This is a genomic window from Sphingobacterium sp. UBA7631 (assembly GCF_002483935.1).
GTDB lineage: Bacteria > Bacteroidota > Bacteroidia > Sphingobacteriales > Sphingobacteriaceae > Sphingobacterium > Sphingobacterium multivorum.
Genome location: NZ_DLIX01000010.1, coordinates 443,269 through 459,751, shown reverse-complemented (window position 1 = coordinate 459,751; position 16,483 = coordinate 443,269). Strand labels below are relative to the sequence as shown.

The 16,483-nt window shown below is 40.2% G+C and carries 13 protein-coding genes; 4 read left to right on the top strand and 9 right to left on the bottom strand.

Features of this window, described 5'->3' with window-relative positions; translation table 11 throughout:
- Positions 1–113: 113 nt before the first annotated feature.
- Positions 114–473, bottom strand: coding sequence for a hypothetical protein (locus B3P16_RS18345; protein WP_286843815.1), 360 nt, complete (start codon positions 471–473; stop codon positions 114–116).
- A gap of 204 nt (positions 474–677) precedes the next feature.
- Between B3P16_RS18345 and B3P16_RS18340 the strand changes: the two genes are divergently transcribed.
- From B3P16_RS18340 to B3P16_RS18330, 3 genes are all read left to right on the top strand, one after another.
- A complete protein-coding gene (locus tag B3P16_RS18340) occupies positions 678–1,337 on the top strand; it encodes a FadR/GntR family transcriptional regulator (RefSeq protein ID WP_286843814.1) in 660 nt (219 codons plus the stop codon).
- Between the two features lie 88 nt (positions 1,338–1,425).
- Positions 1,426–2,637 (top strand): MFS transporter, encoded by a 1,212-nt coding sequence (locus B3P16_RS18335; protein WP_070564519.1) that lies wholly within the window; start codon positions 1,426–1,428, stop codon positions 2,635–2,637.
- Positions 2,638–2,748: 111 nt separating this feature from the next.
- On the top strand, positions 2,749–2,892 hold the full coding sequence (locus B3P16_RS18330; protein WP_159332944.1) for a hypothetical protein: 144 nt from the start codon (positions 2,749–2,751) through the stop codon (positions 2,890–2,892).
- A gap of 260 nt (positions 2,893–3,152) precedes the next feature.
- Here the strand turns inward: B3P16_RS18330 and B3P16_RS18325 are convergent, their stop codons facing one another.
- Together B3P16_RS18325 and B3P16_RS18320 are read right to left on the bottom strand one after the other, a co-directional pair.
- Positions 3,153–5,030 carry a RagB/SusD family nutrient uptake outer membrane protein gene (locus B3P16_RS18325; protein WP_112374115.1) on the bottom strand — a complete coding sequence of 626 codons (1,878 nt, stop codon included), beginning with the start codon at positions 5,028–5,030 and terminating at the stop codon, positions 3,153–3,155.
- 36 nt (positions 5,031–5,066) lie between these two features.
- A complete protein-coding gene (locus tag B3P16_RS18320; RefSeq protein ID WP_159332945.1) occupies positions 5,067–8,282 on the bottom strand; it encodes a SusC/RagA family TonB-linked outer membrane protein in 3,216 nt (1,071 codons plus the stop codon).
- 491 nt (positions 8,283–8,773) lie between these two features.
- Between B3P16_RS18320 and B3P16_RS18315 the strand changes: the two genes are divergently transcribed.
- Complete coding sequence (locus tag B3P16_RS18315) at positions 8,774–9,154, top strand: GNAT family N-acetyltransferase (RefSeq protein WP_115048716.1); 381 nt, start codon at positions 8,774–8,776, stop codon at positions 9,152–9,154.
- Here the strand turns inward: B3P16_RS18315 and B3P16_RS18310 are convergent.
- The 6 genes from B3P16_RS18310 to B3P16_RS18285 form a co-directional block, all read right to left on the bottom strand.
- A complete protein-coding gene (locus tag B3P16_RS18310) occupies positions 9,151–10,092 on the bottom strand; it encodes a polysaccharide deacetylase family protein (RefSeq protein WP_070564061.1) in 942 nt (313 codons plus the stop codon). The genes B3P16_RS18315 and B3P16_RS18310 overlap by 4 nt on opposite strands.
- 203 nt (positions 10,093–10,295) lie before the next feature.
- Positions 10,296–11,045, bottom strand: coding sequence for a succinate dehydrogenase/fumarate reductase iron-sulfur subunit (locus B3P16_RS18305; protein ID WP_046673445.1), 750 nt, complete (start codon positions 11,043–11,045; stop codon positions 10,296–10,298).
- A gap of 11 nt (positions 11,046–11,056) precedes the next feature.
- Entirely contained in the window at positions 11,057–12,973 is a 1,917-nt protein-coding gene (locus B3P16_RS18300) for a fumarate reductase/succinate dehydrogenase flavoprotein subunit (RefSeq protein ID WP_046673351.1), read from the bottom strand.
- A gap of 12 nt (positions 12,974–12,985) precedes the next feature.
- Positions 12,986–13,642: a succinate dehydrogenase cytochrome b subunit gene (locus tag B3P16_RS18295; protein WP_070564055.1), complete on the bottom strand. Its 657-nt coding sequence runs from the start codon at positions 13,640–13,642 to the stop codon at positions 12,986–12,988.
- Positions 13,643–13,658: 16 nt separating this feature from the next.
- Entirely contained in the window at positions 13,659–15,089 is a 1,431-nt protein-coding gene (locus B3P16_RS18290; RefSeq protein ID WP_046673349.1) for an anion permease, read from the bottom strand.
- Positions 15,090–15,109: 20 nt separating this feature from the next.
- Complete coding sequence (locus B3P16_RS18285; RefSeq protein ID WP_286843813.1) at positions 15,110–16,276, bottom strand: porin; 1,167 nt, start codon at positions 16,274–16,276, stop codon at positions 15,110–15,112.
- Positions 16,277–16,483 lie beyond the last annotated feature (207 nt).

Sequence of the window (16,483 nt, the reverse complement as noted above, 5' to 3'; positions counted from 1 at the left end):
TAGCATCTTCATTGTCGTATTAGGATCGCCAATAGAAGTTTCCTTTTGGTTGAATTGTGGAAAAATGAAAACGGGGCATACTAGCCCCGTTACATTGTTTGATTAATTGATACTTAATGATTCGGATTACCATAATAGTTTTGATAATTCTGAATGGTAGCACTAAACCATGCTCCACAGCTGCTATAATACATATCATTGGCTCCATAGCTGGTGTACGTGAGAACCTGAGTTTCGATCAACTGACCGCTTGTATTATAGATACTCATCGTCAATCTACATAGGGTACGAGACTTTCCGAGCTTGATCTCTTTGGCTTCGCTCACGATATTCAAATTAGCTTTTCCATTTTGTGATTTGTAAATCGTTGATTTTTCAACAAGGCTGTTGTCGGCCGCTTTTGGCCCCGTTTTCGCAAAAGTAGCAGATGACATTAAAGCCAAGGCTACGGCGCTCATCATTAATTTTTTCATGTTACTAAGTTTTAGATAAATACATTGGAGGACCTGCCTCACTGTTAATTAACCTAAAACTGCCAATAAATTTAACACAGTAAACACTGTAATAAATATCTGATGTAGTCGTAACAATATTCGGTTGGTTTGATCAAATTTTTGAAAATAAATAAGAATTCAAAAAATTCTACTACCTTTGCAATCATCAGATGATATGACTATATGAAGACTGAAGCTATCGTACGAAGATCCTTGGCAGAGGAAGTTGCCGCGGCAATAGAAGAAAAAATCAAATTAGGTGAATTCCCGGTAGAATCTAAACTTCCTACGGAACCAGAATTGATGAAACAATTTGCTGTGGGCAGATCCAGCATTCGTGAGGCGGTCAAATATTTAAGTCAATCAGGCTATCTCAATGTACAACAAGGTCTTGGTACTTTTGTTAAAAGTAGCACAGGTCATCATGCTCTTGATTCAAAAATTGAAAAAGCCAATTTTAACGATATTTTTGAAGTTAGACACGTATTGGAATTGCGAATTATTGAAAAAGCTGCCTTAAATCGTACTTCGAAAGGTCTCAAGGATATGGCTCAAGCGCTCAAAAATAGAGCAAAATATGCCGAAATGGGAAATTTGATGGCGTGCGTGGATGCCGATATTGCCTTTCACAGTGCAATTGCTGAATCATGTGCAAATAGTATTTTGACCGCTTTATATACAACTTTATCTGAACATGTCAATAAGTTCTTCATGACTATTTATAAGGATACAGTACCCTTCTTAACTTCACAACAGCAACACGAGGAACTGATGTTGGCAATCAAAGATAAAGAAGTGAAAAAAGCTGTTGATATTGCTAACCGAATTATCCAACAGCTGTAATTTTCCTATAGCATATGCAAATCATCAATCTCAATATACGTTATTTTTATCAATTAAAACATCAGATGACCTGATGAATATTTCTTTTATGAAAACACAATCTTTAAACCCGAGTGGATCTTGGAAAAGCTCCGAAACCGTCTATCCGATTTTATTTGCGATTAGTCTTTCACACTTGCTCAATGACTTGATTCAGTCGGTCATCCCGGCAGTATATCCCATGTTAAAATCAAATTATGCGCTTAGTTTTACCCAAATTGGTATTATAACGTTGGTTTTTCAGCTTACTGCTTCTATTTTGCAACCCTTCGTTGGTTTGTATACAGATAAAAACCCTACACCACGATCACTCGCTGTCGGTATGCTTTTCTCTTTAGCAGGATTGATATGCATTTCTTTTGCGTCAAACTTTATCTACATTCTCCTTTCTGTAAGTCTTATTGGCATGGGTTCATCTATATTTCATCCTGAAGCTTCTCGAGTTGCTCATTTAGCTTCCGGAGGCAAAAAGGGGCTCGCCCAGTCTATCTTCCAAGTCGGTGGTAATGCTGGTGGTGCGATAGGTCCCCTTCTTGTAGCGCTTATTGTGATCCCTTTGGGCCAACAATACATTGGTGTATTTGGCGTATTGGCCATTGTAGCCGTTATGATTCTTACTTATGTCGGTAATTGGTATCAAATACATCTCAAGCCTAAGACACAAACAACTGCTGTTGGTGCTTCAAAAGCCGACCTGCCAAAATCAAAAGTAGTATTTGCACTTGTAATTTTATTGGTACTCATTTTTTCCAAATATTTTTACATGGCTTCCATGACCAGTTATTTCACCTTCTATTTGATCAATAAATTCCATGTTTCGGTTCAGGAATCTCAAATATACTTATTTATATTTCTTGCTTCTGTAGCTGCGGGAACTATATTAGGGGGGCCATTGGGAGATCGCTATGGGCGTAAACTAATTATCTGGGTATCGATTCTCGGAGCGGCTCCGTTCACATTACTATTGCCACACGTGGGTCTAGGGCTAACCATTATCCTCGCTATTTTAATAGGTCTTATTATATCGTCTGCATTCTCTGCTATCTTGGTCTATGCGACAGAACTCATCCCAGGAAAGGTCGGAATGATTGCTGGTTTATTTTTTGGCTTTGCTTTTGGTATGGGGGGAATTGGTTCAGCAGTTCTAGGCTGGCTTGCAGATCAAACCTCAATCGAATATGTATTTAATATCTGTGCTTATCTTCCATTAATCGGAGTAGTTACAGGGCTATTACCTAATATAAGTCAGCAGAAAAAGTAATTATATAATCAGTGTGTCCGAAAAGTTTGTCACTTGTTTTGTGGAAACTATTTTTGAATAGCAGATAAAGTTTCAACCTGTCCAAAGAGCTATGGTGAAATCCGGTGAAAAATGGCAACAATAAGCGAATGGGAAGCCCTTTGCTTCGTACCTGCTTCGTACTTTCTTCGGATCATCAATAGATTCCGTACAGATGCTGAACAGTCATTGACCAGTCTCCGAACAGGAAAATACTGGTCAGGAACTGGCCAATAGCTAATCCTTATCCGGTGAGCTCCGAAGCTTGTCCGAAGCAGGTACGAACACAATAGGTATCTAAGGCATATTGCCGCCACTAGCAGCATATACTGAAACTTATTCCTGTCGCTTATCAATACAGCATAGTTACTAAAATTGGACCTATTCAAAACGTATTAAAAATTAGCCGCAAAAAAAGCTGTCCAAAAAAATGCAGTGTCCCCAAAAAGTTAGACATTTTCTGGGGGCACTGCACATTTGGACAGCTTCTTTAAATACTAGTAACCTGGATTTTGGATCAATTTTGTATTTCGATTAACCTCATCGCGATGCAAAGACGTGTAGTACATTTTGTCATCCCAGTTCCTATTTTCGATACCTGGATCAATATTGGATACCGTATAGGTATAGGTGTAGTTATCGGGATTATATTGATAAAGAGTTACATTTTTACCCGCCTTAAGGGTTCCCGTGATGTTTATAATATTTGCTTTACGACCTATAGTTTCCGCGGCTATCATCCAGCGTCGCGCGTCAAAGAAGCGATGCTCCTCGTATGCTAATTCAATACGGCGCTCGTTTCTATAACGTGCTTTTAGAGCCGCTCCGGTTTCGGCGGTTGGAATTGCAGGCATTCCAGCTCTAAAGCGGATTTTGTTTAACCATGTTTTAGCTTCATTCTCTTCTCCTAATTCAAGACATGCTTCTACATAGTTCAATATCGCCTCTGTATAGCGAAACATTGGCCAGGGAATGCGCTGTCTTGTGTTTTGATCCTGCATTGTAGGGTCCGGATCTGTAAATTTACGAATATAATATCCTGTCCGTGAACCATTCCAATCTTCAATCGGGCTTTTTCTTGTGTCAAGGCCAAATTGGATAACCTTTTGTCCTTTGGCATTCATTATTTCGTATTGACCTGTTTGGATTTGATTCGCCTTATCTCTTTCAGCGACATCAGCTGTCCTAGGTTTCCAATCCGCACCGTCGTATAAAATTGTTGCCTTTAAACGTGGGTCACGATTTTGATAAGGGCTGGCTGCCATAGTAGGATTTGACCAGCTGAATTTTTGGCCATCAATAGTCTCGTAGTCGTCTACCAAGAGTTGTATCGGTGTATTTCCGGCCCAGTTATGATAGCCATTTGGACCGTTGTCTCGCCCTACCCAGCCACCACGTTCATCCTTTTCGTCAATAAAGAATCTCCCCAGAATAATATCTTTTCCTGCTGTAAAATCAACTGTCTTGCTCCCCCCTCCTAACGATACGGCCATATAGTTGGCAGTACCCTCATTAGGCGAAGCGGGTTGAGTTAGGTCTAACTTATAGGCGAATTCTGTATGATCCAGTACGGCTTTTGCTGCGGCCTTTGCTTTTGTCCAACGCTCCACCTGATTGCCACTCGTGTACATTAGATATTCTGGATTTTTATACCCTGCCAATAATGTTGATTTTGCTTTGGCTTTACCCGCATCGTGGAGATCGCTGGCAGCATAGAGTAATACCCTTGATTTTAAGGCCAATACTGCAGTTTCATTTGCACGTCCCTTTGTTGATGAACTGCCCTTTAACAAAAGAGCTGCGCTGTCTAGATCTTTCACGATGGCATTGACACACTCCTCATAGCTATTCCTCGGAACCATATAGTCTTTATCGTTCAATGTATATATCTTATTATCGATGGGGATGCCACCATAAAAGCGTAAGAGCTGTTGATAATAATACCCACGCAGGAAATAGGCTTCGCCTAACAGCTTATCGGCTTTTGCTTTGTCAAACTTGGGTGCACTCAAATTGGAGATGGCAATGTTAGTTGCCCGGATGCGCGTATACATGCGACCGTATTCGTAAGTATCCATAATATAGCCTTGATCAGCTGGATTTGATCGAGATTCGGTCACGGTATTTATGCCCCGATTAGGGTGTGTAAATAAAGCTTCGTCGGTCATGGATGCCATTTCTTGCTCATAAAAGCCTCCTACCCCAAAACCGTTATAGATTTCTGTCACGAAAGCCTCAGACAAACCAGCATCCGACCAAACGATCTCCTGTGGAACTTCACTGAGTGGCTTCGTGCTCACAAAATCATCATTACAAGCTTGTAATGATGCAGAAAGTACAAGTAGTATAAGTGATATATTCTTAATTTTTTTCATTTTTCTTCTTCGTTAAGTTCTTAATATGACAGTTGGTTAGAACGATAATAATGCGCCAAAATTAATCAATCTTGCCTGCGGATAATATTGCCCTAATGCATTAACGGCTTCTGGATCATACATTTTGATCTTACTCCACGTTATTAAATTCATGCCATTTGCATATAGACGTAAAGAACCAATGCCAATTTTACTACAAATGCTTGAGGCCAGATTATATCCTATTTCCACATTTTTAAGCCGCAAATAATCGGTACTCCGCATCCAATAGGTATTGTTATAAGAATAATATTGATTGCCACGGTCTGTCAAACGTGGATAAACGCTACTTGGGTTACTGATGCTCCAGCGTTTATCATAGAATTCTTCCACAAAATTTCCGATAGATCCAGATTCATCCGTTCCTACACGTATCTCTCCTCCTGTAGCTCCTTGAAATAGTACCGATAAGTCAAAATCCTTATAGGTCAGACTAAAATTGAAACCTCCCTGAAATGTTGGGTCACTATTCTTGTCTCGTCTTACTTTATCATCGGGGGTAATCTTTCCGTCACCATTGAAATCTTTATATTTCATATCTCCAGGGCGTAAAGTTTTCGTAATGGCACTATAGTCCAATTTATTGTTGGCGATATCTTCCATGTCACGGAATACGCCGTCATAGACATAATAAATATCCGTTTTGATAGGTTTACCTGTACTTTGCTGCCATGCAGGGGCGCCCGGGGCTTCATCCCAGAAGATAATTTTGTTTTTAGCATAACCACCATTCACACCAACCGTGTACCCCAAATCTCCCACCTTGCCACGATAACCTAAGTTAAATTCCCAACCCTTGTTATCCACTTTGCCAATATTTTCTGCCGGTAATGTCATCCCTGTACTTTGTGGTATTGACGCATTTTTTCTCCATAGAATGGAATTACGGCGATTTTTAAAAATATCAAACTCGAAATTCAGCTTTCCTTGTAAAAATTGAAAATCAAACCCTAAATTATAGTTATTGGCAACCTCCCAAGTAATCATCTCATTAGGAACACGGCTTTCAAAAAGGGTTTTGGCTAGCTTATCATTGACGATATAAGTACCAAAGGAATAGGTTGAAAAATATTGATATTCTTGTAATTTATCATCATAGTAGATGTTGTCATTACCCATCTGGCCATATGACGCACGGATCTTGAAATAATTAATCACAGGGACATTTTCCTTCCAGAAATTCTCTTCCGACACGACCCATCCCGCCATGGCACCTGGAAAGAAACCGAACCTTTCACTTTCAGGGAACATATACGATCCGTCATAACGCCAAAGGAATTCTGCGATATACTTGCTTTTATAATTATAGCCAAATCGCCCAAAGTAATTTAGCCGCGCTCTTTTCCATGCAGATCCATCGTTATTTTTTTCCTGTTCTCCACCGGCAAAAAGATAGTCGATCGCATTTGAAAGAAAATAGCGACGATACGCGCTGAATTTATCATTATCAATTGTTTCTCTGTTGATACCGGCTATAGCATTTACCTGATGGTCACCAAATTTCCGCTCAAAGCTTAAGATTCCACCAAGTAAGATATTCAGTTGATCTTCATTGCTTTGGTTTAAATTTGGATCGGCAGGCCCACGTCTTCCAGGAACCAGTTGTGGTGTGCTGCCATCGGCCTCATAAGCGCCCTGCCAAGAATACAAAGTCCAGGGTGTAACCCATGTTTTTTGATTTTTTACATATTTGTCAACAGAGGCATTAAGTGTTAATTTAAGACCATCTATCCAGGGATTTGTAATCTCAACCTGACCATTTGTTTGAAAATAGTAGCGTTTATCGTGATCGTAACCTGTCGCATTGGTCGTAATTACCACGGGGTTTTCGCCATTTTCGATATCTGGTCCCGGCATTCCATTAGGCCATATTGCTGGTTGTGTTGGATTTCCCCGCATCAGCATTCTAAAGACCGTGCCAGCACTCTTGGTGGGGAAATTTCGGTTTTCCTGTCTTCCTAAAACACCAAATTGTGTTTTGATATACTGACTTATATTGGCGTCCAGATTGATCCTTAAGTCATACTGTTTATAACCTGTAGCCGAATTTTTATAGTAGGCATCCTGATTTTGATACCCCAAAGACATCAGATACTTGACATCCTCAGTACCGCCATTGATTTGGAGGTTGTGGCGCTGTTGAGGTGACCAGTTTTTTAGCGTAGCTTTATACCAGTCAGTATTGGGATGCCCCCAAGGATCTGATCCGTCTTTGAACTTTTGGATATCTTCTGGTTTAAACGGCGCATCCAAAACTCCTCCACCTTGTTTATTGTAACTGCCTTTCTCGTTGATCGCTGTATAAGCAGCAGACCATTCTTCAACAGGGAGGTTATAAATTTCGAGTTCATTTCTAATTGCCGCAAACTGGGAGGCATCTGTTAATTTAGGAATAACGGTAGGTTGAGAATACCCTTGGTTGAACGTATAAGAAAACTGCGGTTTTCCTGTTTTTCCTCTTCTTGTCGTAACGAGAATAACCCCATTGGCTGCCCTGGCTCCATAAATAGCAGCAGAAGCATCTTTTAGAACCGAGATATTTTCTATATCTCGGGGATTAATACGATCAATTCCTCCTTCACGCGCAGGAACTCCATCAATAACGACTAAGGGACTGCTATTACCCAGTGTATTCGTTCCCCGGATTTTGATATTGGAACCATCGTAGCCAGGCTCGGCGCTCCCGTTGGTTGCTGTAACGCCCGGGACGCGTCCTGTTAATGCATTGGAAACGTTCAATGCCGGTGATTGTGCTAGATCGCTTCCCTTCACAGTGGCTACGGCACCGGTGACAGTCTCTTTGCGTTGCTTTCCGTAACCAACAACAACGACTTCTTCGAGATTCGATTCCGAATTAAGAAGTGTGATATCGATGGTCTGTCTTCCTTTTACAGCTTCATCCATAGATTGTTTGCCGACCATCCGGAAATTAATAATCGCACTTGCGGGGACTTTGTCTAACTTGTATCTACCTTGAACGTCGGTTTTAGTTACTAACTTTGTTCCATTGACGGAAACTGTTACTCCAGGAATTGGCATTCCAGATTCATCATGCACCGTTCCAGAAACACTTTGCTCCTGCTGAAAGAGAATTCCATAGCTTGCGAGGGTTGTAGCATCGACGATTTGGGGACTCAAGGCCACTAGTGAGCACAATGATCCAGTCCAAAACGCTCTCTTCCATTGATTTGAGAAATAATGGCAGTTAATCATAAAAACTGTTTAATTGTTTAAATTTTGTGTTTAATTAGTTATTTTTTTTACCTCTAAGACGTATCGGTTTAGGTGTCTACTGGAGGCGATTTATAATTGTTTATTTAACATGAAAATACGAAAATAAATATACATTGCAAGTGTTATTTTTACACTATTTAACACTATTGTTATTAAGTGATTGGTAATCAGATAATTTATTGAAAAACAAATCAATTGTAAATTCATTTTCTCAAAATTGTTTCCAGCGCTTTTGCTACTCAACGCAAGATCAAAGAACTAGTAAAACACTGCAAATAGAAAGTCCTGAGGAAAAGTACTTTTTATCATTTAGAAACTATATTATCAATTTTTCAAATATTAATACGCATATTTATCCTATATAATTAGATCTATAATTGATTTTTTCTAAACAACTATGTACCTACAAATAATGGGGCCAAAAACGGCTTTATTAATAGCGAAGAAATAGTTGTATCTACAAAAAAACTATGACTGTAAATATTAGGACAGAAAAGTCAAGTGACACAACGATTGTATTCGAACTGATCCGACTCGCCTTTGAAAACGAACAGTATAGCGATCATCAAGAGCACATTTTAGTAGAAAAACTAAGAAGGACAGCAGAATTTATACCACAACTGTCAATGGTAGCTGAAGCTGAAGGAGAAATAGCAGGCTATATACTCCTGACAAAGGTGAAGATTATCGATAAAGAGAATCAAAAAACATCCGATTCTCTTGCCTTGGCTCCTGTCGCTGTGCTACCTCAGTTTCAAGGACAGGGAATTGGCGGTAAATTAATTCTTGGTGCTCATCAGATTGCAAAAGAAATGGGTTTTGATGAGATGACAGCTGACGAACCTATCTAATACTTAATCGGATAATCTTGCATCAATTCAAACTGGTAGCCTTCTTTTTTTAATGCATCAATTAAAGTGGATAACTCCTGCTGCCCTTTTCGCGTTTGAAACATATCATCATGCATTAAGAAAACAACATTATTAGGTACCATTGAGCTTTTGTTGTTCATATAATTTCGGATATGAGACAAGGTAGACTCTTGGCTCTGTATGGGCGTACCAGTAACGCTATTAAGCCGCCACTCGACATCCCAGCCATAAATTGTATATCCGTTCTTATGCAATAGATCGGCTGTGCTGGATCCATTCTTAAGGTCAATCTTACGAACATTATCATATATCCAAATATTCCTTCCTGGAAGCCGAACAATTTTATGTTTTAAATGGAGATCTTTTTCATTCTTTTCAAAATCAGCAAAAGCATTTTGGGGGTTACTATAAAATCTTGAATATTGATTGTTTGCGTGCGTATAGCTGTGATTATAACAGGCTATAAGTGGATTGGATTCATAACGGGCAAGATCGCGTTTTCTTCCTTTGCTCATATTCGCATGTTTACCAATCAAGAATACACTCACTTTAATGTTTTTTTCTTTCGCAATAGAATCAATAAAAGCACTACCAATTAATGGGCCATCATCAAAAGTCAAATAAATATGTTTTGGTTGCTTATCAAATGCTTTCCGCAGGGAGTCCTTTAGCTCACGTCTTTGTTGTTTGATCGGAACAGGGTGTAGACTATCTACTGTAAAGTGTATCTGATTTTTCTGAAGCGAATCCCACCTATTCAACAAATGTGGTATTTTTTCCTTAACAACCAATTTCTCCGTAAGTGTGTCCTTCAGTTCGCCTTTTCCCAAGACTTTGTTTGAAAAATCCTTACATGCGGTTACACTAAACACTATACTACAAATGAAAAGTACCACAAACAACCTACTACACTTCATATCAATCGCTATAACTTAATGAATTTCTTTTTTCAAAATTACTACAAAAACCTATTTATTAACCATAAAATCTTACAAATCCCTACTTTCAGGGATAAGGTGAGTCATCTTCAACGATCCGGTATCGCTCTTTTTATGGCTTCAGTCTTTATTATAAATCCGATATAAGAAACTATCGTGCCACTTTTTTCGACCGTTGGTCTTTATTTCTTTTTAAAAAATAGTGCCTTGTTATACTCAAAATTCATACGTGCGATATTCAGTACTGATATACCTTGTGGACACTCTACCTCGCACGCTTCTGTATTTGAACAATGACCGAAGGACTCCTTATCCATTTGTTTGATCATATTTAATACCCGTTGACTACGCTCTTCCTTTCCTTGTGGTAATAGTGCCATATGGGTGATCTTTGCTGAGGTAAAAAGGGCCGCGCTGCCATTTTTGCACGTCGCCACACAAGCACCACAACCTATACAGGCTGCCGAGTCAAATGCCGATTCAGCTAATTCATGAGAAATAGGAATGGCTGTTGCATCTGGAGCCTGTCCTGTATTGATAGAGACAAATCCACCAGAAGAAATAATTCGATCGAATGCGGAACGATCCACTTTCAGATCTTTTTTTATATGAAATGCGGCTGAACGAAAAGGTTCTATGGTAATGGTATCCTTGTCTTTAAATGAACGTAAATGTAACTGGCAAGTCGTCGTATGCTTAAGGGGCCCATGTGCAATGCCGTTAATCATCATTCCGCACTGCCCGCAAATTCCTTCACGACAGTCGTGATCGAACTCGACGGGCTCTTCTCCTCCTGTTATCAACTGTTCATTTAAAGTATCCAACATTTCCAAAAAAGACATATGCGGATTTAGGTCAGTTAATGTGTACGTCACTAATTTGCCTGTAGCATTGCGATCCTTTTGTCGCCATATTTTAAGATATAAATCCATAATCATTCATTTTATTTATAGCTCCTAACAGTTGGTTGTATTTCTTCAAAGGTCAACGGTTCTTTGACCAACTCAGGTTCTTCATTTTCTCCCTTCCATAACCAAGCGGAAATAAATTGGTATTCGGCATCGTTACGTAGCGCCTCTCCGTCTGCAGTTTGATATTCTTCCCGAAAATGCGCTCCACAGGATTCATTTCGCGTCAATGCATCATAACACATCAGTTCTCCAATCTCAAAATAGTCTGCTACACGCCCGGCTTTCTCCAGTTCGCTATTTAACGTATCGGCCTCGCCGCTGACAATAACGTCCTTGAAAAATTCTTGTTTTAGCTTTCTAATTTCTTCAATAGCATAGCGAAGCCCTTTTTCATTACGTGCCAGCCCACAATAGTCATAGAGTATTTTGCCGAGTGTTTTATGGAAATAATCCACAGTTTTACTGCCTTTGATTTTCAAAAATACGTCGATTTGTTTTCTAACATCCTCTTCAGCACGTTCAAACGCAATATGATCTGTGGAAATTTTCCCCGTATGAATATCGTTTGCCAAATAATTGGCAATCGTATAGGGACCGATAAAATAGCCATCGACAGATGCCTGAAGCAGTGAGTTTGCCCCAAGTCTGTTTGCACCATGGTCCGCAAAATTAGCTTCGCCAAGCGCAAATAAACCTGGCAGACTCGTCATCAACTCATAATCGACCCATAAACCGCCCATGGAAAAGTGTGCAGACGGTGAAATCATCATCGGTACGCTATAAGCATCATATCCCGTAATCTTTTCATACATGTCAAATAGATTACCATATTTTTCCTGTATTTTCTGTTTCCCCTGTTCTCTGATAGCCTTCGCAAAATCAAGATAAACAGCATTTTTGAGTGGACCAATCCCAAAGCCGGCATCGATCCGTTCCTTTGCCGCCCGAGAGGAAATATCCCGTGGGGCAAGATTTCCAAATGCGGGATACCGTCGTTCTAAATAGTAATCCCGTTCTTCCTCCGGAATAGCGTTGGGTTCTCGCGTCTCACCTTCCTTCATGGGGACCCATATTCTTCCGTCATTGCGCAAAGACTCCGACATTAAGGTTAATTTAGACTGATAACTGCCCGATTGTGGTAAGGACGTCGGGTGAATCTGAATCCAGCTCGGAGAAGCCATTAATGCGCCCTTTTTATGTGCGCGCCAAATTGCCGAACCGTTACATCCCATAGCCAAGGTCGATAGGTAATATATTTTACCATAACCTCCTGTTGCTAATACAACTGTATGGGCCGCATGCCGTTCAATATCGCCCGTATCTAGATTACGTACGATAACACCACGTGCCTTTCCATCGATAACAACAACATCAAGCATCTCATGTCGTGTAAAAAGTTGCACGGTTCCCTTTCCTACCTGGCGCATAAGTGCCTGGTAGGCGCCCAAAAGAAGCTGCTGCCCGGTTTGGCCTCTTGCATAGAACGTCCGACTTACCTGTACGCCGCCAAAAGAGCGATTATTTAAATAGCCGCCGTATTCTCGTCCAAAAGGAACTCCTTGGGCTACAGCTTGATCGATCAAATTAAGTGAGCATTCTGCCATGCGGTATACATTTGCTTCACGTGCACGGAAATCCCCTCCTTTTAAGGTGTCAACAAACATTCTGTAAACGCTATCTCCATCATTTTTATAGTTCTTTGCCGCATTTACCCCGCCCTGCGCTGCGACGGAATGCGCCCGTCGCGGACTGTCCTGAAAACAAAATGATTTCACCTGATACCCCATCTCGCCAAGGGAGGCTGCAATAGAACTACCCGCCAACCCTGTACCAATCACGATAACATCCAATTTTTTGCGATTGGCGGGATTAACTAATTTGGCAGTCTTCTTATAGCGTGTCCATTTTTCATCCAATGGCCCTTCTGGTATTTTTGAATTTAATATCATGATTTATCCGCTTTAGTTTACTGTAAAGAATATATAAACAGGCATCATGGCAAAGCCCAAACTAATGATAACCGAATAGCCAATGCCAAGGATCTTAAACCATTTGACAAATTTTGGATGAAATAATCCTAAGGTTCGAATTGCGCTATGAATCCCGTGAATAAGATGATAACACAAGGCTATCATAGATAATACATAGATAAGGACGTACCACCATTGTTGGAAGACAGCGATGACCAAAACATATAAGTCCTTGTTCCCCCGCTCATCAAGCGGGGTTGCACCAAATTTGTATACATACCAAAAATTCTGAAAATGGATAACTAAAAAGATGAGAATTATAGTACCTAAAATTCCCATATTACGCGAGTACCATTTGCTTGCTCTTCCGCGATGATCCGATTTATAAACAGCTCCCTCCTTTTTATTTTTTAATGTAATGACAAGGCCATCTAAGGCATGAAGGATAATGCTGGCATAAAGTACATAAGAGATAATCTTGATCAAGATATTGCCCGCTAGAAAATGTGAGTAGGCGTTAAATTGTAAATGTGCTTGTTCCTGCGGCAAGAATAGCTGTAAGTTCCCTAGGAAGTGAATCAGCAAAAAGAACGCTAAAAACAATCCAGTCAGGCACATGAGCATCTTTTTTGACAAAGTAGATAACATAATAAGATCCTAATTTTTAATAATAACCTATAACCTTCATCCACAATCCACCAACACCCATGTAAATCACCAATAATACGATACCGATTTCCAATCCACGCAACCACCATGATTTTAAATCAACATAGCCACTTCCGAAAAATACCGGTGCAGGGCCATGGCCATAATGTGTTAATACACCATAGATGGAGCCTAGAAATCCAAGCATCATCGCAAGCAGCATTGGTGGAATGCCTAAAGAAACACCGACACCCAACAAAGCGGCATACATCGCTGCTACATGGGCAGTGGCGCTAGCGAAAATGTAGTGACTAAAGAAGTAAACAAGAATAATGACAGGAAAGGCTATTTGCCAGCTCAAATCACCAATCTGTACTTTAATCAAATCACTAAACCAGCCGATGAATCCCAATTCGTTTAATGAACTGGCCATCATGACCAACACAGCAAACCAAACAATCGTATCCCATGCTCCTTTTTCTGCTTTAACATCCTCCCAGGTCAACACAGAGGTTAGTAACAGTAGCGTTAAACCTATAAAAGCCGTCGTTGTAGCATCAATTGAAAAGGATCCACCAAAGATCCATAATGCCAATAAGATAAAGAATGCCAAAAGCATTAACCACTCATTCCTCGAAATAGGCCCCATCTCTTTTAGTTTCTGTGCCGCCATCTTCGGCGCATCGCCTGTTTTTTTTAATTCAGGCGGATATAATTTGTAAAGAACAAGCGGTACCACAAAAAAGGCGACAATACCAGGTATGAATCCCGCAATGGCCCAGGACATCCAAGTAATGTCGATTCCCAGGTTAGCAGCAAATTTTTGACACATTGGATTACTGGCCGTCCCAGTCAAAAACATCGAAGATGCGATAAGATTCATATAATAGCTATTTAAAGTAAGATAGGATCCCAATTTCCGATGTGTCTCTGGTTTATCGGGGACGGAATCAAAACTAATAGCCATGGATTTCATAATTGGATATATAATTCCACCGCCTCGAGCCGTATTGCTCGGGATTGCTGGAGCTAAACAGACGTCTGCCAGTCCCAATCCATAGGCTAACCCGAGCGAACTTTTTCCAAAAACACGAATGAAAAGAAATGCAATCCGATTGCCAAGACCGGTTTTTATGAAACCGCGAGCAATAAAAAAAGAGATACCAATCAGCCAGATAACTTTGTCGCCAAAACCGGTCAAAGCTTTGGTAATGGATTTACCAGCATCTCCGGGGGCCAACACTTGTGTCAGCGCAGTAAATGCTATGGCCATCATACACATGGTACCCATTGGAGCTGCTTTTAAAATAATCCCAAGAATAGTTGCTGCGAAGATAGCAAAGAGATGCCAAGCTTCTGGGCTGACTCCTTTCGGTATTGGGATAAACCATAAAATGAGTGCCACAAGAAAAGTGATGGCAATATTTTTAATACTGATTTCTTTCATAATAAGCGTGGTTTAATAAATTAGAATCGACTTTGCACTTGAATAATAAATAAGTTCTTATTGAATTCACTGGTATTTTCGGTCTGCTTTTTATACCGGTCTAACTGGACACCAAGCTGAATCCTTGCACCATAATTTTTTAAAAATTCTAGACCGAACATCGGTGTGTATGTTTGACGTCCATTTGCATTTAGTTTATAATTAGGATCAATGTATTCATATCGGCAAGATAGCTCGAAAGCGCTTAGGTTGAAATAATTTACTTCGTATCTTAAGTTTGGAAGAAAATAAATACCCCGTACAAGGTAATCGCTCAATTTGGAGCTACGAGCACTCTCGTCCAACGAATAGTACAGGCTATGATTGATCGCCTGTTTTGCTTCCAGCTGCATATCGAGATTCCAGCGCTTGCCAAAGTTCACATTTCCGGTTAGATCAACACCCAATGCGTGCACCTGTTTTTTCATAACCTCGCCAATCCCCCCATTGAGCCCTAAGTTAACACTATACTTCTTCGAAAGGCCAAAGACAAGACGCGTAGCATATTGTTTGCCATTGTCGTTATCGACTACCTGATTTTTTCCATTTCCATTTACCACGGATAACGAGTAGCTAAAAGGCATTTCCCCAAGCGTGGTCTCACCTGTCGCTGCCACGCCGATCTGAAAGCTTGCCCAGCCGAGTTTGCCAAACTCAAGATATTGATTGGACCAATCCAATGATTTGATAATATCAATTGGATAAGTCTCTTCAATACCAAACCAGGGACGGAATTGGCCTACTGTAATCGCCAATTTGGGACTAAATGTATATTTCAAATAAGCATTTTCGAGAACTTTTGTTTTCGGATCGCTTTTAAAATCCGCGAGATTTGCCAAAACTGCCACCTCTGTGCGTTTGCTAATTTGGGCACGCATCTGAACGCGCATATACTTCACCATAAAATTGTTGTCCGTACCAGAACCATCACTGTGATGCAGTCCATTAACGTCTACATCTTTTGTGCCACTCACAAGGTATCTGGCCTGAAATAAACCTTTTACCTGAAGCTTGGGATAAATCGTATCATCCTTGGTTAGTTTTACAGAATCTACTTTGCTTTGTTGTTCGGTCCCTACTTCTTGCCCGTTGGCCAGGTTATTCAATAGTGAGCACGCAATAAGGAGTGGAATGTAATGTTTCTTCATATCAAAACAATTTGGCCTTAGCGAGTAGCCCGGCCTACTTTTCGTTGTTAATAATGTTACTTCTTCGATTTGGTATTGTAGTAACAACAGATAACATTAGAAAATGTTTTGTTATTTTAATATAATTTAATAACTGTAAGAAAACCAGTCCGATTCTAAAATGGTATCGTGTAAATTCCATGTTTTTGTGTAATTTCACGGACGAAC

Bases quoted from the DNA above. Each gene is read 5' to 3' on its own strand.
- B3P16_RS18310 (WP_070564061.1), bottom strand. From the start codon at position 10,092: ATGAAGTGTAGTAGGTTGTTTGTGGTACTTTTCATTTGTAGTATAGTG.
- B3P16_RS18330 (WP_159332944.1), top strand. From the start codon at position 2,749: ATGGCAACAATAAGCGAATGGGAAGCCCTTTGCTTCGTACCTGCTTCG.
- B3P16_RS18295 (WP_070564055.1), bottom strand. From the start codon at position 13,642: ATGTTATCTACTTTGTCAAAAAAGATGCTCATGTGCCTGACTGGATTG.
- B3P16_RS18325 (WP_112374115.1), bottom strand. From the start codon at position 5,030: ATGAAAAAAATTAAGAATATATCACTTATACTACTTGTACTTTCTGCA.
- B3P16_RS18345 (WP_286843815.1), bottom strand. From the start codon at position 473: ATGAAAAAATTAATGATGAGCGCCGTAGCCTTGGCTTTAATGTCATCT.
- B3P16_RS18290 (WP_046673349.1), bottom strand. From the start codon at position 15,089: ATGAAAGAAATCAGTATTAAAAATATTGCCATCACTTTTCTTGTGGCA.
- B3P16_RS18305 (WP_046673445.1), bottom strand. From the start codon at position 11,045: ATGGATTTATATCTTAAAATATGGCGACAAAAGGATCGCAATGCTACA.
- B3P16_RS18340 (WP_286843814.1), top strand. From the start codon at position 678: ATGAAGACTGAAGCTATCGTACGAAGATCCTTGGCAGAGGAAGTTGCC.
- B3P16_RS18300 (WP_046673351.1), bottom strand. From the start codon at position 12,973: ATGATATTAAATTCAAAAATACCAGAAGGGCCATTGGATGAAAAATGG.
- B3P16_RS18315 (WP_115048716.1), top strand. From the start codon at position 8,774: ATGACTGTAAATATTAGGACAGAAAAGTCAAGTGACACAACGATTGTA.
- B3P16_RS18320 (WP_159332945.1), bottom strand. From the start codon at position 8,282: ATGATTAACTGCCATTATTTCTCAAATCAATGGAAGAGAGCGTTTTGG.
- B3P16_RS18335 (WP_070564519.1), top strand. From the start codon at position 1,426: ATGAAAACACAATCTTTAAACCCGAGTGGATCTTGGAAAAGCTCCGAA.
- B3P16_RS18285 (WP_286843813.1), bottom strand. From the start codon at position 16,276: ATGAAGAAACATTACATTCCACTCCTTATTGCGTGCTCACTATTGAAT.